At 48.5% G+C, this 21,517-nt stretch carries 20 protein-coding genes and 1 pseudogene; 5 read left to right on the forward strand and 16 right to left on the reverse strand.

What is annotated here, in order from left to right; genetic code table 11:
- Positions 1 to 463 precede the first annotated feature (463 nt).
- From MTBMA_RS03195 to hypE, 7 genes are all read right to left on the reverse strand, one after another.
- Entirely contained in the window at positions 464 to 937 is a 474-nt protein-coding gene (locus tag MTBMA_RS03195) for a hypothetical protein (protein WP_013295468.1), read from the reverse strand.
- Positions 938 to 946: 9 nt separating this feature from the next.
- Entirely contained in the window at positions 947 to 1,573 is a 627-nt protein-coding gene (locus MTBMA_RS03200; protein WP_013295469.1) for an energy-coupling factor ABC transporter permease, read from the reverse strand.
- A 46-nt stretch (positions 1,574 to 1,619) separates the two neighbouring features.
- Entirely contained in the window at positions 1,620 to 2,048 is a 429-nt protein-coding gene (locus MTBMA_RS03205; protein ID WP_013295470.1) for a hypothetical protein, read from the reverse strand.
- A gap of 228 nt (positions 2,049 to 2,276) precedes the next feature.
- Positions 2,277 to 3,554 carry a DEAD/DEAH box helicase gene (locus MTBMA_RS03210; RefSeq protein WP_013295471.1) on the reverse strand — a complete coding sequence of 426 codons (1,278 nt, stop codon included), beginning with the start codon at positions 3,552 to 3,554 and terminating at the stop codon, positions 2,277 to 2,279.
- A 213-nt stretch (positions 3,555 to 3,767) separates the two neighbouring features.
- Positions 3,768 to 4,388 carry a 5-formyltetrahydrofolate cyclo-ligase gene (locus MTBMA_RS03215; RefSeq protein WP_048901181.1) on the reverse strand — a complete coding sequence of 207 codons (621 nt, stop codon included), beginning with the start codon at positions 4,386 to 4,388 and terminating at the stop codon, positions 3,768 to 3,770.
- 27 nt (positions 4,389 to 4,415) lie between these two features.
- A complete protein-coding gene (locus MTBMA_RS03220; RefSeq protein ID WP_013295473.1) occupies positions 4,416 to 4,838 on the reverse strand; it encodes an RDD family protein in 423 nt (140 codons plus the stop codon).
- 20 nt (positions 4,839 to 4,858) lie between these two features.
- Positions 4,859 to 5,869, reverse strand: coding sequence for a hydrogenase expression/formation protein HypE (gene hypE, locus MTBMA_RS03225; protein ID WP_013295474.1), 1,011 nt, complete (start codon positions 5,867 to 5,869; stop codon positions 4,859 to 4,861).
- A 284-nt stretch (positions 5,870 to 6,153) separates the two neighbouring features.
- Here hypE and MTBMA_RS03230 point away from each other — a divergent pair, with 284 nt between their 5' ends.
- The 5 genes from MTBMA_RS03230 (at position 6,154) to MTBMA_RS03250 (ending at position 10,542) form a co-directional block, all read left to right on the forward strand.
- Complete coding sequence (locus MTBMA_RS03230; RefSeq protein WP_013295475.1) at positions 6,154 to 6,537, forward strand: 30S ribosomal protein S8e; 384 nt, start codon at positions 6,154 to 6,156, stop codon at positions 6,535 to 6,537.
- A 43-nt stretch (positions 6,538 to 6,580) separates the two neighbouring features.
- Complete coding sequence (gene polB2, locus MTBMA_RS03235; protein ID WP_013295476.1) at positions 6,581 to 7,246, forward strand: DNA polymerase PolB subunit 2; 666 nt, start codon at positions 6,581 to 6,583, stop codon at positions 7,244 to 7,246.
- A gap of 179 nt (positions 7,247 to 7,425) precedes the next feature.
- Positions 7,426 to 8,106 carry a TIGR02253 family HAD-type hydrolase gene (locus MTBMA_RS03240; protein ID WP_013295477.1) on the forward strand — a complete coding sequence of 227 codons (681 nt, stop codon included), beginning with the start codon at positions 7,426 to 7,428 and terminating at the stop codon, positions 8,104 to 8,106.
- Positions 8,107 to 8,167: 61 nt separating this feature from the next.
- Positions 8,168 to 9,730 (forward strand): ATP-binding protein, encoded by a 1,563-nt coding sequence (locus tag MTBMA_RS03245; protein WP_013295478.1) that lies wholly within the window; start codon positions 8,168 to 8,170, stop codon positions 9,728 to 9,730.
- Positions 9,727 to 10,542: a hypothetical protein gene (locus tag MTBMA_RS03250; RefSeq protein WP_148215541.1), complete on the forward strand. Its 816-nt coding sequence runs from the start codon at positions 9,727 to 9,729 to the stop codon at positions 10,540 to 10,542. The genes MTBMA_RS03245 and MTBMA_RS03250 overlap by 4 nt, the downstream gene beginning before the upstream one ends.
- A 13-nt stretch (positions 10,543 to 10,555) precedes the next feature.
- Here the strand turns inward: MTBMA_RS03250 and xth are convergent, their stop codons facing one another.
- From xth to MTBMA_RS03295, 9 genes and pseudogenes are all read right to left on the reverse strand, one after another.
- Entirely contained in the window at positions 10,556 to 11,329 is a 774-nt protein-coding gene (gene xth / locus MTBMA_RS03255) for an exodeoxyribonuclease III (protein ID WP_013295480.1), read from the reverse strand.
- Positions 11,330 to 11,375: 46 nt separating this feature from the next.
- Positions 11,376 to 13,286 carry a ferrous iron transport protein B gene (gene feoB, locus MTBMA_RS03260; RefSeq protein WP_013295481.1) on the reverse strand — a complete coding sequence of 637 codons (1,911 nt, stop codon included), beginning with the start codon at positions 13,284 to 13,286 and terminating at the stop codon, positions 11,376 to 11,378.
- A 42-nt stretch (positions 13,287 to 13,328) separates the two neighbouring features.
- Positions 13,329 to 14,045, reverse strand: coding sequence for a metal-dependent transcriptional regulator (locus tag MTBMA_RS03265; RefSeq protein WP_013295482.1), 717 nt, complete (start codon positions 14,043 to 14,045; stop codon positions 13,329 to 13,331).
- 238 nt (positions 14,046 to 14,283) lie between these two features.
- Positions 14,284 to 14,877: an acetate uptake transporter gene (locus MTBMA_RS03270; RefSeq protein ID WP_013295483.1), complete on the reverse strand. Its 594-nt coding sequence runs from the start codon at positions 14,875 to 14,877 to the stop codon at positions 14,284 to 14,286.
- Between the two features lie 79 nt (positions 14,878 to 14,956).
- Positions 14,957 to 16,860, reverse strand: a pseudogene (gene acs, locus MTBMA_RS03275) (acetate--CoA ligase).
- A gap of 135 nt (positions 16,861 to 16,995) precedes the next feature.
- Positions 16,996 to 18,624, reverse strand: a complete 1,629-nt coding sequence (thsA, locus tag MTBMA_RS03280; protein WP_013295486.1) for a thermosome subunit alpha — start codon at positions 18,622 to 18,624, stop codon at positions 16,996 to 16,998.
- A gap of 135 nt (positions 18,625 to 18,759) precedes the next feature.
- Positions 18,760 to 19,173 (reverse strand): hypothetical protein, encoded by a 414-nt coding sequence (locus tag MTBMA_RS03285; protein WP_013295487.1) that lies wholly within the window; start codon positions 19,171 to 19,173, stop codon positions 18,760 to 18,762.
- A gap of 3 nt (positions 19,174 to 19,176) precedes the next feature.
- Entirely contained in the window at positions 19,177 to 20,397 is a 1,221-nt protein-coding gene (locus MTBMA_RS03290) for an FprA family A-type flavoprotein (protein WP_013295488.1), read from the reverse strand.
- 181 nt (positions 20,398 to 20,578) lie between these two features.
- Positions 20,579 to 21,391, reverse strand: a complete 813-nt coding sequence (locus tag MTBMA_RS03295; protein WP_013295489.1) for a 4Fe-4S binding protein — start codon at positions 21,389 to 21,391, stop codon at positions 20,579 to 20,581.
- Positions 21,392 to 21,517: the final 126 nt, after the last annotated feature.

The raw sequence follows: 21,517 nt of genomic DNA on the forward strand, positions 1-21,517 counted from the left end.
TGAATTTAAGAGGAAGTGGGGTATTGAGTAGTTTTTTTGAGGAGAAGCTTGAATTTAAGAGGAAGTGGGGTATTGAGTAGTTTTTTTGAGGAGAAGCTTGAATTTAAGAGGAAGTGGGGTATTGAGTAGTTTTTTTGAGGAGAAGCTTGAATTTAAGAGGAAGTGGGGTATTGAGTAGTTTTTTTGAGGAGAAGCTTGAATTTAAGAGGAAGTGGGGTATTGAGTAGTTTTTTTGAGGAGAAGCTTGAATTTAAGAGGAAGTGGGGTATTGAGTAGTTTTTTTGAGGAGAAGCTTGAATTTAAGAGGAAGTGGGGTATTGAGTAGTTTTTTTGAGGAGAAGCTTGAATTTAAGAGGAAGTGGGGTATTGAGTAGTTTTTTTGAGGAGAAGCTTGAATTTAAGAGGAAGTGGGGTATTGAGTAGTTTACCAGAAAATAAGAAGAAATGAGAAATTTAGAAATTTCTACCCCATTTTCCTTTTCATCCAGAGCGCCCCTATTAAAAGGCCAACTATGACCCCTATCAGCGCCCCTGAAAGGAATGGAGTCATAAAGCCGCCACTCATCTTTTCTGTATTCACTGAGTTGAGTTCAAGGAGTTTCTCTCTGATTGATGCCTCATCGGCACTGCAGTACGTCACCCTGGTTGCAAGTTCAGGATGCCTTTCAAGGAAGGCCCGCACGGTGTCCTGGTAGGCAACTGCCAGTATCTTCTTGTTGGGGTTTCCAAGGGCGTGTTCCAGTTCATGCTCCACATCCGATGGGCTCTGGAAACGGTACACGGTGACATTGACCCCGGTCTCATCGGCCACTGACCGCGCAAGTTTTCCTGTGGAGTTATCTGCTATTACAATGAATGACTCTGGGGTTATCTCCATTCCATGGGCTGAGACACCGCCGATAAGAAGAAAAATTAATATGAATGCGAACTTTTTCACATGAACCACCTAGACCTTTTCCATTGCAATGAGCTCAGGTTTCATCCTCTCAAGGAATGAGAATATGAACATGCTTGCAGCACCCTCCACGACACCCACGAATATGTAGAAGGGTATGAGTGTTGACATGAGCATTTCAGGGCCTGCAACACCCGCTGCCAGGAGTATCATGATGTGGAACGCGGTTGCAATCATTATACCAAGAAGGAAGGTGGCTGAGAATACAGCAAGGCCCCTGTCGAGTTCACTTAGAACCCTGTAGACCCCATAGGTTCCGATTCCAAGGCCAATACCCATTGTCAGTATATTGGCCCCCATGCTGGTTATCCCCCCCATTCCAAGTATGAAGAACTGGACAAGGAGGCAGAGCACAGCAACCATAACCGCCGTGAGGGGACCGAGTATTATGGCTGCAAGGGGTATCAGGAAGAAATGCACCGGGACACCGAAGGGTGATGGCACAGATATGGAGGATGCAACCGCCGCTGCCGCTGCAAAAAGTCCTGTTCCAGCTATCCTTTTTTCCTTTCCAGGTTTCTTTGAGAATATGTAGAAGAATATGCCAATGTTCACGAGTGCAACAGCCCAGTAGACTGCAGACTGCCAAAGTGGTATGATTCCATCGGGTATATGCACTGTTGAACCTCCGTTAAGCGTTATTGAATATATGCACTTTTTGTATTCAGTTGCGTGGGAACCTGAATGCGGTTAAACCAAAAACCAGGCACAGTCCTGCAAGTGCAGGTAGGAATCCGTAATCTGGTTTCATATTGACATCTGCTGTTTCTGTGGTATTCTCCCGTTCATCTGTAACGTTCTCTTCAGGCCGGACACTGCTTTCAGCACCGGACTTTCCTGATGAATCTGATGAGTCCAATTTGCTCTCATGGGTAGTTTTATGGCCACCTGATGTGCTTGTTTTGCTGCTACTCTGACCTGAAGGCTTATTCGAAGTACTGGATGAATCTGATGTGGTGGATGAATCTGATTTACTGTCACCTGAATCCGATGGCTCCTCAATGTAGTAACCATGGCCCGGGTGGGCCCATGCATGATGCGAGAGACCTGCGATCAGCGCAACTGTCGCTAAAATGATAAGGAACCTTCTCATTGTATCACCACAGATTAGTTAAAACATCTTCAATATATAAAATCTTTTATTACTGAAGATACTGATAGGAATCTAAAAGTAATACCAGAATGGAGATGTGGTCGCGGAACTCCTTGATGAGGAGATCTATGAAATCAAAGGTAAATGCTCTATGTGATTTAGAAAATTAAGAGGATCTAAGTGGGCTGATAGATCAGCCTCTATCCATAAAATAAAAATAAGCCTCTTCTATTTTGAGGACTCCAGAACATCCAGAAGGGCATGTGAGATATCCCTGAAACTGTAACCCTCACTCACAAGGTTTCCCAGGAGCTCGGAGTCACCGTAACTCTTGGATTTAAGGTTTCTACGGAGCACCTCCACAAGGTCCTCTTCGTAACCCCTCCTTATCTCCTGCGGGGATGGCATGTTGCTCTTCTTTATCCTTTTACCTGTAAAGGACTGGATTCGCCTTAACCTGTGGACCTCCCTTCCAACAACCAGTGTAAAGGATTTTCCACTTGAACCGGCACGCCCGGTACGCCCTATCCTGTGAACATAGTACTCGTTCTCGAATGGGAGATCATAGTTGACAACGACCTCCACATCAGGCACATGTATACCCCGTGCAGCAACATCAGTTGCAATGAGGAGGTTGAACCTTCCCTTCCTGAAGCGTTCCATGACACGCTCACGCTTTGACTGTGATAGATCCCCGTGAATTTCATCCACAGAGTAACCCATACGGCTAAGCTGCTTTCTGAGCCTCTGAACCCTCCTTTTGGTGTTGCAGAATATGAGGCCCATTCTGATGTCATTGGATGTCAGTATCCAGTCAAGGAGCTCAACCTTGTCCTCCTCCCTGGTTTTGAAATAGAATTCATCTATCCTGGGGCTGTGCTTTTTCTCTACACGGAGAATCTGGGGGCTCCTCATATACCTCTCTGCGATCCTTAGCACCGGCTTTGAGATGGTTGCAGAGAACAGCATGGTCTGTCTCCTTTCAGGGACGTGGGATAGTATCCTCTCTATGTCATCTATGAAGCCCATGTTGAGCATTTCATCGGCCTCATCAAGCACAACCGTGGATATGCCTCCAAGGTCCACAGTACCCCTCTCGATATGGTCTATGAGCCTTCCTGGTGTTGCGACGATAACATGGACGCCCCTCCTGAGTTCGGCTATCTGACCTCCAATACCCTGGCCACCATAGACCGCAAGCACCCTCACATTAAGGTACTTGCCTATCCTCCTTATCTCATCGGTGACCTGCAGACAGAGTTCACGGGTCGGGCAGATCACAAGTGCCTGGGGGACCCTCTCTGGTTCAAGGTTCTCAAGCAGTGGTATGGTAAAGGCAGCGGTTTTCCCGGTCCCGGTCTGGGCCTCGCCAACAACGTCCATACCATCAAGTGTAACAGGTAATGTAAGTGCCTGGATTGGGGTTGTACCCTCAAATCCCATATCATCAAGGGCCCTGTTAATTTCCCCTGAGATATCAAATTCACTGAATTTCAATTCTTTCATTTTTATCTTTTCCTCAATTCTTAAAAATCGATTATTCAATTATCAGCTGCCAGCCGGCAGATCTGAAACATGATAGCCCCAAAATTTCTGCCAGGCACATGATAATTAAAAATCAGCACATATCCATGTTGAACTCCACACTATTTAAACTAATGGTTTTGGTGTGAATTAATTTTCAGGATTTAGTTCATTATAAGGATCTGTAATCTGGTTTCAGATGACTCGCGGGATTTTTTCATTGAGAAATAGTCTTATCACACGCATGGGTGTCACTATCATGTTTATCCTTTCATCGTGGTCCTCAACAGGGACACTTTCAATGATCTGCAGCTCATGTACCGTTGTAGCTATGGGGGTATCCTCTCCTATGGCCCCCTGATCCCTGAGTTCAGATATCTCCCTGTCACCGTATCCTCCCCCCTTACCGAGGCGGTTTCCCTCCAGGTCAACGGCCACGGATCCCTCAACAACAAGGTCAACCTCAGGGAATCTGCTGATGAATGAGCCATACCTGTAGGCGCCCCTTATGGTTGATGCAGCATCAGCATCCGGAACATCCCCTGAGATTAAAAGGTAACCATCCTTTATCTTTGGTGTGGGCATTACAAGGTCCTTTCCATCATCAAGGGCCAGTCTTCTCACTGGGCGCTGGGCAGAATCGGGGGATGAGAATACAACATCTGCTCTTTCCCATTCTATGGTCCTTGAGAGCCTCTCTGCGGCTGCAACTGACCCCTGAAAGTCTGGTATGCGGCCATGGGGGCGGCTGCTTACACCCCTATCCTTCAGGAGTTTCCAGATCCTCTCCCTGATTAGGTTCTTATCCGTCATCATTTTTCTCTGCAGACAGATTCAAATGGATCATAAATCCTGTTCAGCATCATCGGCCCCATTCTTCGCTGCACTAACAACCCGTGTACCTGCAATTGCGTCGAGGATCCTCAGGCGATTCCTGAGGCGTCCCAGGATGACGTCCAGGATGAGGGGGAACCAGAGTATCCTTGAAAGGTTCCTTATGACAACCTGGCCCCAGCCAAGTTCACCCTCCTCTGATATTACATGAAGGCCCATCATCCTCTTACCCACTGTTCCTCCATGGTACTCAAGGTAGCTGAAATACAGAATGGTTATGATGCCAAGGAGGGGGAGCCAGTATCTGTAGATTGAGAAAAGGTTCAGGAGAAGTGCTAATGGATAAACAAGGACTGTTAAGAGGTACATCACCCCTGTAACCACAAGGAAGTCCAATGCAAATGCACAGAGCCTTTTCTTCTTAAGTTCCATAACACTCCTCCTGTATCAGATCAGCACACCCTTGGAACAGGATCAGCAACAGGGGCCTCAAGTATCCTCCTGCCTCCAAGGCTTGTTTCAAGGATCACATGACTGTCCTGATTCGCTTCACCTATTATCCTCGCGTTTTCACCGTATGGTGCCTTCCGGACGGCTCTGAGGACATCCTCAGCGTATTCAGGGTCGACACCCATGATGACCTTGCCCTCATTGGCAACCTCATAGGGGTCGATGCCAAGCATCTCAGAGACAGCCCTCACCTCCTCCCTTACAGGGATCATGTCCTCATCAACAACCATCCCGACCCCTGATTTATCTGCGAGTTCGTTGAGGGCATTTGCTATACCACCCCTTGTGGGGTCCTTCATTGCGGTAACACCACCAACCTCAAGGGCAGCCTCAACCATACCCCATACCGGGGCAACATCCGATTCAAGGTCGGTGTCGAATCCAAAACCCTCACGGAAGGCCATGAGTGCCATACCATGGTCCCCCACGCTGCCTGTGAGTATGATCTTATCACCGGGCCTCAGTCCTGAGTCCCTTATTATCTCACCACGCTTCACAACACCTATACCCGTGGTTGTTATGACCATCCTGTCCAGTTTACCCCTCTCCATGACCTTGGTGTCCCCGGTTACGATTGACACCCCGGTCTCCCTGGAGACAGCGTCCATTGACTGCACGATCCTCTCAAGATCCTCGCCAGGGAACCCCTCGCTGAGGATCATTGCACTTGCAATTGCAAGGGGCCTTGCACCCATAACCGATATGTCGTTGACTGTACCTGCAACCGATATCTTACCTATGTCACCGCCGGGGAAGAAGAGGGGGTCGACTGTGTGGCCATCGGTACTCATAACTATTTCATAGTCGCCGAGGGGTATGCTTGCACCGTCGTCAAGGTCCTCGAGGCCAACTCCGCCGTTAACCCTCGTGTTATGGATATTGGATAGTATTATGTTTGATATGAGGTCCTGCATCACTTCTCCGCCTGCACCATGGGACATGCCGATCTTCATAGATTCACCTGTACAATCTCTTGATTATAGGGTATCTTGCTGATGGTATAAAACCTTTCATTGGTGTAATCCCATATTGATTCAGGGAAGAGGTTTCCATCAGGACAATATTTTATTTAAAGGAGTTAGGATAGATGGATTCAGTGATCCATAGCATACCCTGGAAGCACAATCTTTTTAAATGGGGGATCCTATACTATAGATAAATTTATCTATACCGAGTCACTGAGTTTCTTAAACTCAGCATTACTGATTCTGATAGAGACTTAGATTGAGGTGAAATAATGGCAATCTGGCAAGGTAAATCAATGAAGAAACCAAGCGGTGGAAGAGCCAAGATGAACCGCGGAAAGAGGAAATACGAACTTGGAAGGGAACCCGCCGAGACAAAGATCGGTGACAGGCGTGTCAGGATGATAAGGACACGTGGGGGCAACACAAAGGTCAGGCTCGCTGCAGATACCAAGATAAACGTTGTTGACCCTGAAACAGGTAAGGTTGAAGTTGCAGAGATAAGGAATGTTGTTGAGAACACAGCAAACCCCCACTTTGTGAGGAGGAACATCATAACAAAGGGTGCTGTTGTTGAAACCAGCCTTGGAAACGTGAGGGTCACATCCAGGCCTGGACAGGACGGCGTAATAAACGGCGTACTTATAAAGGAATAGATTTTCCGCTAAAAGCCCCTCAACCGGACCCATGGGGTGTCATATGTCAGATAACCTTGAGGCCGAGATACTATCCCAGGTGGAAAGGTTCCTCAAACACATAAACAGCAACCTGCCTGAGGGCATGGAGCTGGAATTTGAGGGCTTTTACAGGAGGGGCTTCTTCGTAACAAAAAAGAGATACGCCCTAATAGAGGATGACACGATTGTTGCAAAGGGCCTTGAACTTGTGAGGCGTGACTGGGCACCGATAGCTAAAAAGACCCAGCAAAAAGTTTTAATGGCCATTCTAAGAGACGGATCCCCTGAGAAGGCTAGAAAGATAATAAGGGATGTTGTAAGGCGCATAAGGGGCGGCGAAGTGGAACTGGATGACCTTGCAATCCACACCCAGATAACAAGGGACCTCTCTGAGTACAAACAGATAGGCCCACATGTCATCGCCGCAAAACGATCCCTTGAGAAGGGAAGGCGCATTGAGCGGGGATCCATAATCAGGTATATCATAGTTAAGGGAAGGGGCCCCATAAGTCAGAGGGCCTTCCCACTTGAGGATGTTGAGGGCCTGGAGTACGACCCGGACTATTACATTGAAAACCAGGTTATGGCCGCGGTATCAAGAATAATGTCATCTCTCGGCTACTCCACAGAGGATATAAATTCACTCTCATGTGGCGAAAGGCAGAGCAGCCTCGATGCCTTTTTCTAGAAAACAGGAACTTTATTTTTTCATCTGAGATTTCTATTGTATGTTCTGGACCTCCGCTCAGGGGTTATAGGCAGAATAGTTTTACATATTATTTTACATCATAATATTATCTGCAGAGAAACCAACACTGTTATAATTGATTAACTATAGAGTTTCATTACAGAGAGTAAGGTGGGAAGATGCTGAAGGCGGTTTTCTTTGATATTGATGACACCCTCTATGACACATCAGGATTTGCCAAACTTGCAAGAAAGGCTGCCCTGAATGTGATGATAGATGCGGGTTTACCCCTGACACAGGATGAGGCATACAAACTTCTGAGGGAGATAATCGCTGAGAAGGGCTCCAACTATGATAAACATTTCAATGTACTCACAAAGACGGTTTTCGGTGAGGAAAAACCCCTTCTCATTGCCCTTGGAATGATAACATACCACAACGTTAAGTTCGCACTTCTCCGGCCATTTCCCAATACAACATCAACGCTCATACACCTCAAGAGCAGGGGATACAGGCTGGGGGTCATATCCAACGGTATAACAATAAAGCAGTGGGAGAAACTGATAAGGCTCGGGATACACCACTTCTTCGATGAGGTCGTCACATCAGATGAGGTTGGCTTTGAGAAACCAAACATAAGGATCTTTGAGGAGGCCCTCAGAAGGATGGGCTGCAAACCTGAAAGGTCCATCATGGTTGGCAACAAGTTCAATGAGGACATACTGGGGGCAACCAATGCGGGAATGTCAGCCATACTCGTCAACTCAGAGCTTACAGATGAAGAGAGGGATCTCATTGAAAAGAGGGGCCTTGATGTTACGGTCATCGATGACATTAGCGAACTTAAGGAGATTCTCTAGTTAGGATCTCCACGTTTTTCTGGGGGGGATGGACATGATTTCATGGATAGGGGGATGAGTGATGAACTGTGATTACTACTACCACGATGAAAACATGGTTGAACTCTTTGAGGAGCTGAAACAGCCAAAGACACTTGAGGAACTGGGTTTATCCTACTTCTTTGTGAGGGACCTTGTCCTGAAGATCCTTTTAACATACGGGACGGTTAAAACCCAGCGAATAACTGATATTACGGGTATACACCTGGATATACTTGAGGATGTCCTTGGCCAGATGGAGAAGGACGGTTTCTGCGTCCAGGTGGGGGGAAGCTTCCTCTTCTCCAGTGTTGAGTATATACTGACAAAGAGGGGGGTTGAGAAGGCCCGCCTTGTAATGGAGGAAAACCCTTATATTGGAATGGCCCCTGTACCCTATGAGAGATACTTTGAACTGATGGATAAACAGCTCCGGAACCGTTTCCCAATAAAGATACCCCCAGAGGTTATTGAAAGGGCCTTCAGGGACGTTGTCGGACTATCATATGCAAAGGAATGCCTTGTTGAGTCATGCACCATCGGTAAGGGACTTTTTGTTTATGGTGCTCCTGGAACAGGTAAAACCTTCATCATAAGCAAGGCATCGGACCTTCTACCCCCCGTGGTGATTCCCCGCTTTATAGAGTTCAGCGGGAGGATTATACAGATATACGACCCTGACTTCCACAAGCCATGTCCTGAGGAACCTGATGATCCCCGCTGGATAAAGATACACGCCCCATTCGTTTTCACAGGTTCTGAATTGAGCCTCAATGAACTTGAGACCACCTACAATATGAATAAGGGTGTATATGAGACCTCCCCCCTGATAAAGGCCAATGGTGGAGTGCTGCTCATTGACGACCTTGGAAGGCAGAGGGATGACCATGAGGTGATCCTCAACCGCCTCATAGTACCCCTTGAGAATAAGAAGGACGTCATATACATAAGGGGGGTCCCGGTTATATTCCACACACATTTCATCCCTGCATTCTCAACCAACCTTGATGTGAGCATAATGGACGAGGCACACCTCCGGAGGGCGCCCCTCCACATATTCCTCAGAAACCCCCCTGTTGAGAATGTTGCGGAGGTATTCAGGCGCAACCTTGATGCCACAGGTGAGGATTACGATGAAGAGGTCGTGGAAAGGATTAAGATGGTGTACACTCCAGTCGCCGATGGCGGCGAGGGCCTGCAGCCAAGCTATGCGCATGCCCGTGACCTTGCACAGATTGCCCAGGCAGTGAGGATAAACATGGAAAAGGATAGGATCGACCTTGAGGTCATTGAAAGGGCCCTTGATAAGCATGTCCTCATAGCACTCCAGAGGATGGATATCGATATCAGTCAGGTGCATCACAGTGTAAGGACATTCCGTGTTGTGACCCCTGAACCCGAGAGTGCCGAGAGGGTTCTTAAACTCTACGGCGCCCTCACGGTTGCACTGGAGGATGGGGGTGTTCTAGCAGACTTTGAGGACTCAATAAGCCCTTCACAGCTTCTGGCCCATCTCCAGGGTGAGGGTGTTTCTGTGGGAAGGGTTGAGGTGGTGGCTGAAACCAAACGTGAAATCAAGAAGGCCATACTTGAATACAGTGGATGATATTTATGGAGGCACTCCTCGTTGATGTGCTGGTCGCTGCACTTGTATCCCTTGGTGTCTGGACAGTACTTGAGATCTTACCTACCCTATTTCCCAGGGAGACTGGGAGACTTGCAGCACGCATCAGGCCACTCCCATCCGGTGCAGTTGAGATATCCCAGTACCTCAACCTCCTCAGAAGGGGAAGCCCATGGCAGGTCTTCATGGCCCTTGAGGTTATAGGGGAGCTCTTCAGGATTAAGATCCGGGAACTTGAGTCCCTGAAGTACGAGGAATGGAAGAGGGAGGTTGAATCCCAGAAGGAACGGATGGAGAGGAGGGGGCTCAGTGACGATGAGATACTCCACCTTGAGGCTGGAAGGGAGATGATCCAGAACTCCAATAACCTGAATCTTAAATCAGGGGGTGGTCTTTATTCCAGCCCTGAAGAGGAGGAGTTCATAAGGATCAGAAATCATAAGAAGGACCTGTTACCTGACTTGAGGGATAAGTATTCTGATTTCAGGATATGGGCACTGAAGAACAGGGACATCCTCAGGTATGTCCAGGAGAGGGTCTTCAGAAGGGAGGAACTTGACCTTGAAAACCTGAGGGACCACAGCAGGGAATGGGCCCTTGTGAATATATGGGGGATGGAGCCACCTGAGAGTTATTCTGAGGATGAAATCCTTGAGGATATTCTCCTGTATATTGAAATAAAGGATGATAACATTATCAGTAAATTCGCCCATGCTCTGAGCAGTCACAGCGACTCCCTGAGGTACCTCGATAAGGTTATATCCGCTGTTTCAGCCTGGAAACGGGGAGGGTAGCACCTGAAGATCATTAAACCTCTATCTCAAGTCCTACTGGGCAGTGGTCTGAGCCCATCACCTCTGAGAGTATCCATGACCTTTTAACGTTCTTTGCGAACTCCTCATTCACAAAGAAGTAGTCGAGCCTCCATCCCACGTTTCTCTCACGGGCCCTGGTCCTGTAACTCCACCATGTGTACTGGCCTGACTCGTTGTTGAACATCCTGAATGTGTCAACATACCCGTTTTCAATGAATTTGTCTATCCAGGCCCTTTCAACCGGTAGAAACCCTGATACGTTGCTGTTTTCCTTTGGCCTGGCCAGGTCTATCTCCCTGTGGGCGGTGTTGAAGTCACCGCATATTACCGTGTTCCTGCCAGCGTCCCGCTCCCTGTTGACGTCCTCAAGGAATGCGTCATAGAATTCAAGTTTGTACTTTAACCTCTCATCTGACATCTTCCCGTTGGGGAAGTATATGTTGTAGAGCAGGAAGTCATCAAAATCTGCAACCTGTATGCGGCCCTCAATGTCGAATCTCTCAACACCAAAGCCCTCCCTGATGGATTTCGGGGGTATCCTTGTGTACATGGCCACTCCACTGTATCCCTTCCTTTCTGCCGGGGTGAAGAAACTCCTGTAACCCTCAACATGCCTTAGCCTTCTGGGGAGCTGTTCTGGACTCGCCTTGGTCTCCTGAAGACATAGGATATCAGGTTTCTCGTCCATGAACCAGTCAAGGAAGCCCTTACGGTATACGGCCCTCAGACCGTTAACGTTCCAGGATATTATCTTGATTTCTGCCATGGTACCACGGGATTATTTCTGTACTCAGCGCCTTAAGTACTGATCATCACATGATGAATGGCAGTATCCTTGCAAAGATTCCCCCCAGGAAGAGGGCGGTTCCAAGGTTTGCAAGGGTTATTATGGATGTGGATTTCCACCCGAATTCCCGTGCAAGTACTGCTATCGTTGAAAGGCAGGGGAAGTAAAGCATTCCCACAAGGGTGAGCACAAGGATCTGGGGTGCTGTAAGTACAGCCCCAATATCTGTTCCAACCAGTGAGACGAGTCCCAGGAGGATGAACTCCTTCCTCACAGCACCAAGGATCAGGAGTATCCCGGCAAATACCGGCAGATGTAACCAGCCAGCTGTGAGCGGAGCCATGATATTGCTTACCGGATTTAAAAACCCGAGGGTGTAGAGGAGCTGTATGAGGGCGCTTCCGATTATGTATATGGGGAATACAAGGTATATGAGGGACTTTGTCCTTGTCCAGGTCTGCCTTGCTATGACCCTGAAGGACGGCATTTTGAGGGAGTGCATCTCCATTATAAGGCCGGTAGTCTCCCCGGGAAGTGCCTTCAATGCAAGTTTACCCATTATGAATATTATGAGGAGGTCCAGGGCGTATAACCCTATGGCCCACCATACACTGACAAAGAGGGCCACAAGCCCCAGTATCAGGATTGTTCTTGCGGCGCAGGGTGCAAAAGATATTGCAAAGGCTGCAAGGAGCCTCTCCCTGGGGGTTTCAAGTATCCTCGTACTGTCTATTGCCGGTACACTGCAACCGTATCCGAGTATGAGGGGTATGAGGGCTTTGCCATGGAGTCCTATCTTTCTCATGAACGCGTCCATCATGAACGCGACCCTGGTGAGAAGTCCCGAATTTTCGATGTAGGATAGCATGAGGTAGAAGGGTATGACGAATGGTATCACGAGGGTCAACCCCGCCACTATACCCCCGAAGGCGCCGTTCCATATTATGGATTCAATCGAACCTGAGAACTGGGGGTCAACTGGCTGGAAAAATCCGAAAATATTGGTGAGAGTATCTGATAGGAATTCACCCACAACGAAGGTCCAGAGGAGGAGACCTCCAACAACAAGGACCGATGAGATGTAACCGTAGATGGGGTGTGTGAGGAAGCTGTCAAGGCGTTCTGAGAGGGATGTTTTTATCTCTGATTGTTTCTGTGCCCCTGCTGCTATCATATTTGAGAGTGCGTATCTCTCAGAGGCCATAACAGAGAATGATGGCTCATTGTGTATCCTTTCAACCTGGGCTGCAAGTTCAGCTGCAAGGTTTTTCACGCTGGGAGGCATCATGGCGGTTATCTCAGGGTCGTTTTCAAGGAGCTTTATGGCAACCCATCTCTTTGAATAGCCCTCTGGAATTTCAGGGAGTGCTTCCATAAGTTTTCTTATGCGGCTTTCAACCTCCTCCCCGTATTCTATGACCTCTGGTTTTATCCTTTTATCAGCCACTTCAAGGGTTTTCCTGAGGAGTTTCTGGAGTCCCTGGCCCTTAACAGCCACCGTTGATACAACAGGCACACCCAGGGCACCCTCAAGTTTCTTCTCGTCTATCACTATCCCCTTCTGCCTGGCCATGTCCACCTGGTTGATGCAGATAACCATGGGGACCTCCATCTCCATGAGCTGGAGCGTGAAGAAGAGGTTTCTCTCAAGGACAGATGCATCAAGCACGTTTATGACGACATCTGGCTTTTCGTTGACTATGAACTCCCTGGAGACTATCTCCTCCATGGAGTAGGTTGAAAATGAGTATATGCCTGGGAGGTCAATTATGTGGATGTCCCGGCCCTGAAATTTAAGGTAGCCCTCTGCCCTTTCAACGGTTTTACCAGGCCAGTTCCCGACTATCTGGTTTGACCCTGTCAGCTGGTTGAAGATCACACTTTTACCCACATTGGCATTTCCTGCAAGTGCAACGGTTATCTCAGATTTCTCCATCAGTAAACACGTCCCGGTTGAAATTCGGTTCCTAACAGAAATTCAGCTTTCTGTATCTATGAATACATTGTCTGCTATATCCCTTCCAAGAGCCACCCTTGACCCGCGGACCTCCACCTCGATGGGCCCACTGAGGGGGGCCCTTTTGATCATTCTTATGGGGGCTCCAAGGGTTATTCCCATGTCCATGAGCCTCCTTAAAACCCTGTAGTCCCCCCGTATGAATGAAACCCTCCCGGCCTGTTTTTCATCCATCTCTGTGAGTGATTTAAGGTTACCCTCCCGGCACCCTATTTCCTCAACATCGGTATCCTTCAGTTCAATGCATTCCCCACATGTCTGGAATTTGAAATCGCAGGCAGGGATCGGGTTTGCGTCGGGGCACTCACCTGGCATGTTGAGGAGCTGGCATAGGGCCCTCTCTGCATCATCTGAGAGCGAATGTTCCATCTCACAGGCCTGTCTGTGTATCCTGTCCCTCCTGATTCCAAGTACATCGTGGAGGAACCGCTCCAGCAGGCGGTGCTTCCTTGTTATTCTCCGGGCTATCCTGTACCCCTTTTCTGTGAGTACCGCCCCACGGTAGGGGGAGTATTTAACATATCCCTCAGAATCAAGTTTTTTAAGCATCTGGGTTACACTGGCAGGGGCTATTCCCATTTCCTTTGATATTTTCGTTGTGCTGGCATTTTTACTGGATTCTGATAGCCGGTAGATGGTTTCGAGGTACTCCTCTATATTTTCGCTGAGATGCTTCATTAGGTTCACCTAAATGGTTGCTGTTAATTTAGTTAAACCTAATTCAATATAAGGTTTTCTGAATGTTGGCGGTAAGAAGTTTTTCGCAGTTTATCATCAAATGTTGATGTAAAAATTAGAGTTTCTGATTTTGGTGTATTTGGAATGAATTTATGGGGGCTTTATTTCTTTTCTGGAGGTTCTGGTGTCACATTCTGACATATAAAGAAAAGAAAAAGGTGGGTTGTTCCTTCCCTGATCATATGGGCAGGACATCCCTTCCATGGGTTTCGTTTATGACCTCTGCAAGGCCAACGTACATTGCAGCGGCCCCTGTGAATATACCCTCATAACCTGCAATGGTTGTTATGATGGTGGAACCTGTGATTTCACCGGCTGTGAGCAGGAAGAAGAGCACTGCGAGGCTTATGAATATCACCTGTATGCCCCTCTTGAGTTTGAGGGTTGCAATGAACATCACCAGTGTAAACAGGCCCCACATGAAGAGGTATGATGCCATTGCAACAGGGTCGGCTGCTGCCGCTGCACTGCCGGCTGTTTCAATGAACTTCAGTTTGGGGATCACAAGCAGAAGTACCAGTGACCACCAGAAGAGTCCATATGAGCCGAATGCAACAGTACCAAAGGTGTTGCCCTTCCTGTATTCCATCACACTTGCCAGTATCTGGGCTATACCCCCGTAGGCGAACCCCATCGCAAGTATCATGCTGTTTATGGGGAAAAGCCCTGCGTTGTGCAGGTTCAGAAGCACAGTGGTTATACCAAAGCCCAGAAGTCCAAGGGGAGCCGGGTTGGCAGTTTTATCTGATATAACCACTTCTTTTTCAGTCATTTTTTGCCTCCTTCTATTCTTCAAGGGTTGAGGTATCACCTCATCTTCCACGATCTCGAAGTCCTCCACCTCTGTCATTTTATTCTTCAAGGGTTGAGGTATCACCGAGGTCCTTTCCTTCCTCCCTGGCCCTCAGTATTCTCCTCATTATTTTTCCTGACCTTGTTTTCGGGAGCTTATCAACCTGCACCATTTCCCCGATAACAGCCACGGGTCCAAGTTCGTGGCGCAGGTGCCTTTTGAGTTCCTCTATGAGTGCTGTGTTTAAATTATGGCCCTTCTTGAGTATGAGGAATGCCTTTATGACCTCCCCCTTGATGGGGTCAGCCCTACCGATAACCGCTGCCTCGGCAACTGCAGGATGGGCCACGAAGACTGATTCAACCTCTGCTGTACCTATCCTGTGTCCGGCTATGTTGAGGACGTCATCTGATCTTCCCTGTATCCAGAAGTAGCCATCCTCGTCCTTCCTCGCCATGTCACCTGCGGTGTAGACTCCACCGGGGATCTGTTTCCAGTATACGTTGAGGTACCTCTCCTCGTCATTGAAGAGTGTCCTGAACATTGCAGGCCATGGTTTCTTTATTACAAGGAATCCACCCTTACCCAGTGGCACAGGGTTGCCCTTCTCGTCAACCACATCCGCCTCGATGCCAGGGAGGGGTTTGGTGACGGATCCCGGTTTAAGGGGGGTTACAGGAAGTGGCGCTATGAGGTGCATTCCTGTTTCTGTCTGCCACCAGGTATCGATTATCGGGCACTTTTCCCTTCCAATGTGTCTGTAGTACCACATCCATGCCTCGGGGTTTATTGGCTCACCAACGGTTCCAAGGATCTTGAGGGACTCCAGGTTGTAGCGTTTCGGGTGTTTTTCACCGAACCTCATGAGGTGCCTTATTGCTGTGGGGGCTGTGTAGAACTTTGTGACACCGTATTTTTCGACTATGCTCCACCAGACCCCGGGGTCCGGGTAGTCAGGGGCCCCCTCATAGAGCAGTGTCGTTGTTCCAAGAAGGAGGGGTCCGTATACAACGTAACTGTGCCCGGTTATCCACCCTATGTCTGCTGTGCACCACCAGAGGTCTCCGTTATGGATGTCAAAGGTCATCTCAAGGGTTGATGCGACCCCCACCATGTATCCACCTGTCGTGTGCAGCACACCCTTTGGTTTCCCGGTACTTCCTGAGGTGTAGAGTATAAAGAGGGGGTCCTCTGCATCCATCACCTCTGCCTTGCACCGGTCCTCCTCGCCCTCTATGAGCTTGTCGAACAGCATTTCGCGTCCGCTTATATCTGACATCTTTATGTCGATGTCTGTGTGTTTCACAACAACGGTTGTCTCTATTGTGGGGCACTGGAGTATGGCCTCGTCAACGATTGGTTTGAGTTCTATCACCCCACCCCTTCTGTAGGTTCCGTCTGCTGTTATTATGATCTTGGCCTTTGCATCGTTTAGGCGTTCCACAAGTGCTCCGACGCTCAGACCAGAATAGATGACGCTGTGCATGGCCCCTATCTTTGCACAGGCCAGCATTGAGATAACGAGTTCCGGGCACATGGGTAGGTACATTGCAACGGCGTCGCCCTTTTTGATTCCAAGGCTTTTCAGGGCATTGGCTGTTCTGTTGACCTCTCTGTGCAGTTCATAGTAGGTCAGCTTCTTTTCCTCTCCCCTCTCGTTCACGTAGAGAATGGCGACTGGTTTCTCTTGTCTGTGTCCAGCCATCTGTCCACGGCGTTGTGGGTCATGTTGATCTTGCCGTTCACGAACCACTTGTAGAATGGCTTGTTGCTCTCGTCAAGTACCTTGTCCCATTTCCTGAACCATTCGAAACTTTTCGCCTTTTCGGCCCAGTATTTCTCATGGTCCTTTCCCTTTTCCAGCTCGGCCTCCCAGTTTTTTATATGGGCCTCCTCCACAATGGTGTAGTGTGGTTTGAAGACCCTTGTTTCCTCCAGGAGAACTGAGGTATCCTTTGACATATTTCATACCGCCATTTTTTTCTTGGGTGATAGTAGTAAGTTTTTCTGGACTTATATATTTTACTATTATTAATCATGATAAATAATAGTAATTTAACAATTTTTATTAAATACATTGAAAAAAATTATTGGGTGTTACATCATTGGGGGCATTCCGCCCATTCCGCCCATTCCTTCCATATCCTCTTCGTCCTTTGATGAAACATCAAAGCCCTTAGCTGCTATCATGTCGTCTATGCGGAGGATCATCTCAGCTGCCTCTGCAGCGGACTGGATGGCCTGCTTCTTGACCCTCTGGGGTTCAAGAACACCCTCCTCCTTCATGTCAACAACGCTTCCCTCAAAAACGTCAAGTCCCATGTAGGGTGACTCCTCGTGGGCGGCCCTGAGGTCCACCAGGACGTCTATGCTGTCGAGTCCAGCGTTCTCTGCAAGGGTCTTTGGAACGATCTCAAGGGCGTCTGCAAAGGCTGAGACTGCAAGCTGTTCCCTGCCACTTATGGTGTCAGCGTATTCCCTGAGTTTCCTTGCTATCTCAACTTCAGGTGCTCCTCCTCCTGCGACAACCTCGCCGTCCTCAATGGTTGAGGCCACAACGCCTATAGCGTCCTCAAGTGCACGTTCCATTTCCTCTGCAACATGTTTTGTGCTTCCCCTGAGGATTATGGAGATGGCCTTTGGGTCCTTACAGTTCTCGACGAATGTCAGCACATCATCAAAGATCTTCTTCTCGTAGACAACTCCGGCCTCTCCCAGGTCGTCCTCTGTGAGGTCCTCGATGTTTGTGACAAGCCTTGCGCCTGTGGCCTTCTCGATGCGTTTAATGTCGGATTTCTTGACCCTCTTGAGTGCAAGTATACCCTCACGTGAGAGGTAGTGGAGTGCAAGGTCATCGATGCCCTTCTGGCAGAAGACAACGTTTGCACCGGAGCTCTTTATCTTATCCACCATGTCCCTGATCATCTGCTCTTCCTGCTCGATGAAGGCCTGCATCTGTGATGGGTCTGTCAGCCTTATCTTGGCGTCGGTTTCAAGGTCCTTGACCTCTATCGGGTACTTGAGAAGTGCTATTCTGGCATTTTCGACCCTCTTTGGCATTGAGGTGTCTGCCCTTGCCTTGTCTATCACTATACCGTTCACTATTCTTGACTCGTTAACTGATGCTCCCTGTATCCTCTGTATGTTGATGTTGTCCCTGTCGATTTCACCATCCTCTTCCACCTGCATGACCGCATCCACAACGAGTTCAGCCAGTTTTTCCTTGGCCCTTTCTGAACCCTTACCGGTCATGGCGGTCACCGCAACCTTCATGAGGGTGTCCCTGTCACTTGCCTTGATGGATATGTCTTCGAGTATCTCCTGGGCCCTGAGGGCTGCCTGTCTGTAACCCACAGCTATTATTGTTGGGTGAACACCCATTTCAATGAGTTTCTCGGCTTCCTTGAGGAGTTCCCCTGCTATGATGACGGCTGTTGTTGTACCGTCGCCGACCTCGTCTTCCTGGGTCTTTGCCACCTCAACAAGCATCTTTGCGGCAGGGTGGGATATGTCCATCTCCCTGAGGATTGTAACCCCATCATTGGTGATCACAATGTCTCCAAGTGAGTCAACAAGCATCTTGTCCATTCCCTTGGGACCGAGAGTTGTCCTCACTGTCTCTGCGAGAACCTTACCTGCAAGTATGTTGATTCTCTGAGCTTCCTTTCCAACGTAACGGCTTGTGCCCTGTGGTAATATTAATATGGGCTGCTGTCCCTGTGCCATTAAATCACCTCTTAAATAAATATGCAATTATCGATGGGTTTAAGGTTCTATAAATAATTTGTGCAGGATGCAAGTTACAGCCCGTATTTCAGTTGCTGTGAACTGAAAGAAAAAATGAATGGTTCGAGTTTCCTTCTACTGGTTGGGGAAGATCCTCGGAAGGAAGGTCTGGCAGAAGTCAGGTGTCAGCTTTGAGGTTTCATGTTCTATCTTTTCAACAATCTCCTCCTCAAGTTCAGGTGTCTTTGATGCCTCAACAGCAAAGCCCTCAGCGTCAATCCAGACCCTCAGTGACTCCTCACCCATCGTCATCTCAAATTCAACAGTTTTACCCCTCTCGATATCACCGAGTATATCATCCATGATCTCATCCGAGAGCTTGAGGAGCTTCCTGCCCTCGGGTTCATAGGTGTTCTTTGATGTTCTGATCCTTTTGATTCTTACAGGGGCGCAGCCCTCCTCCTTTATCGTCTTTCGAACCGTCCAGAAGAGGCTCACAACAATTTTTTTCTCAGGGTCGTGGCTTCCCTGAAATTTAACGGACTTCATCAGTCACATCTCCTTTATCCTCTTGCCGATCGATTTTCCGATGCTGTAGCAGCGCGCCAGGTCATCCTCATCCGGGACATAGCTGACCTCAAGGGTCTCTGCAACCTCAAACCCTGCGGCGCTGATTTCGTCTTTGAGTGTCCTCACTGCACCTCCACCCCATCCCTTTGATCCGAATACAACCGCCAGCCTCCTGAATCCGGTTCTATCGAATGTGAGCCCCTTGAGGTAGTACATTATGTCCCCGAGACTCGGGAATGGTCCATTGAACATTGTGGGGCTTCCAATGAATAACGCCTTACTTTCAAGGATGTTCTTTACGATTTCACTCCTTTCATCCTCGTGGAGGAAGTGCATTGAAACATCCACGTCCTCGGCCATGAGCCCCTCTGCGAGTGCATGTGCAAGCATCCTGGTTGAGTAGTGCATGGTATCATAGATTATCGTGGCCTTGTCCCTGCACTCCCCTGTTGCCCATGCCGTGTATGCCTCTATGATCTTCATGGGCTCTGTCCAGATCTGCCCATGGGATGGTGCGATCATTCTGATCTTCTCGAGAAGCCCAAGGTCCTTTACCTCACTGAACTTCCTGAGCACAAGGGGTGATAGTGGTGTTAACAGATTGGCATAGAACTTCATGGCCGCGTCCATCAGCACGGCTTCAGGCACGTCGGTGTCGAACCTTCTGCTGATGCAGAGGTGCTGGCCAAAGGCGTCATTTGAAAAGAGAATCCCATCCTCACCAAGGAGGGTGAACATGCTGTCTGGCCAGTGGAGCATGGGGGCCTCAAGGAATGTGAGTGTTTTTCCCCCGAGGTCAATGGAGTCCCCTGTTTTAACGGTTTTAAATACGGCTTCATAGGGGATGGGATAGTGTTCCCTTAGTCCCTCAGAGGCCTTTTCTGTGCAGATTATTTCTGGTCTGTGGCGCTTCCATACCTCCAGGATTGAACCGCTGTGGTCCCTCTCTATGTGGTTCTGGATTATGAGGTCTATACTTTCATCCCTTCCCTCCCTTTCAAAGGCGTCACTTATCCTTCCAAACATCTGGGGGGATGTCCCGGGGTATGTGTTATCAATAAGGGCGACCTTATCGTCTCCAAAGACGAGGTACACGTTGTATGTTGTGCCTCCAAGGGTGTAGCCGTGGTAGTTTCGGATGTCCCAGTCCATGACACCAACCCAGTAGACACCATCTGCAATCTTTACTGCATCAGCCTTCATCTTATACACCATCTACCAGTTATGTTCGCCATTATTATTAAAATATGGCATTTTTTTATGGCTGGCATTTGTGGTGCTGTTTGTGTGGTTTGTGAATGTAGCGTTTTGGTGGCATTTGTGGTGCTGTTTGTTGCTGGATCAAAAATAGAATGCTGAAGTCTGTAAGCCAGATCTTATGGGCCTACCCCTGATTTTTCGCTGCTCTCTTAAACGCTGATCTTATATTTTCATAGTCCTTCCTGTAGAATGGGCAGCTCTCTATGCAGCGGGTGCATCCATCACTGCAGCCGGTGCATCTATCATCAAGTAGCAGAACTGTGGATCCGCAGCACGTCTCAACCTCCACCAGGGCGTCCTGTGGACAGGCCCTTATGCACCTGCCACATCTCCTGCAGTAGAAGGGTATCCATTCATGGTCACTGGAACCATATGGAAGGTCCGATATTCCTGTGAGGACCGCCGATATCTTCTGGGCCGGGCCTTTCCGGGGGCTTATAAGAAGACCGTTCCTGCCCTTAAACCCGATACCTGCATTCTGTCCAAGGAGGGGGAGGTCTATGAGACCGCTCAGGGGGTGAATGGCCACGGCACCATATCCGTTAATCCTGAGGTAATCAGCCACCCTGAAGGTTAAGTCCGCAAGTTTCTCGTATAGCCTGTCATTCATCTCCCTCGCCTCTCTGCCTGGGGGAGTCAGTACGAGATCGTCGTCCATGTCCACTGTGAGGACCACGGCATTCCTGTAGGGGGGGTCAGCGGCAAGGATAACATCGGGTGTCAGCCTAGCGTAGCCAATATTACTGATTCCAAGTGAACGTGCATATTCTTCAAGGCGACCTAGGAATTCATCATCTGCCTTTTCTGATGGATCTTCTGGCTCCGGAACCCTGCATTCATCAGGGTACTCCAGAAATCCGCAGTTACAGCTGCATTCACATTTTTCGCCATTGACTTCAGCCTTATCTTCACAGCAGCCAGAGTTTTTGTTCTTCACTGTTCATCACCATCCATAGCCATATTCTTATATTTACATATATGAATATAATGGTTTGTGGGTTCAGGGCATTTCTATCGGAAATTTCAGTCGTTCTCTATTTCATTATTTGAATTCTGGGGGAGG

The organism is Methanothermobacter marburgensis str. Marburg, from assembly GCF_000145295.1.
Classification (GTDB): Archaea; Methanobacteriota; Methanobacteria; order Methanobacteriales; family Methanothermobacteraceae; genus Methanothermobacter; species Methanothermobacter marburgensis.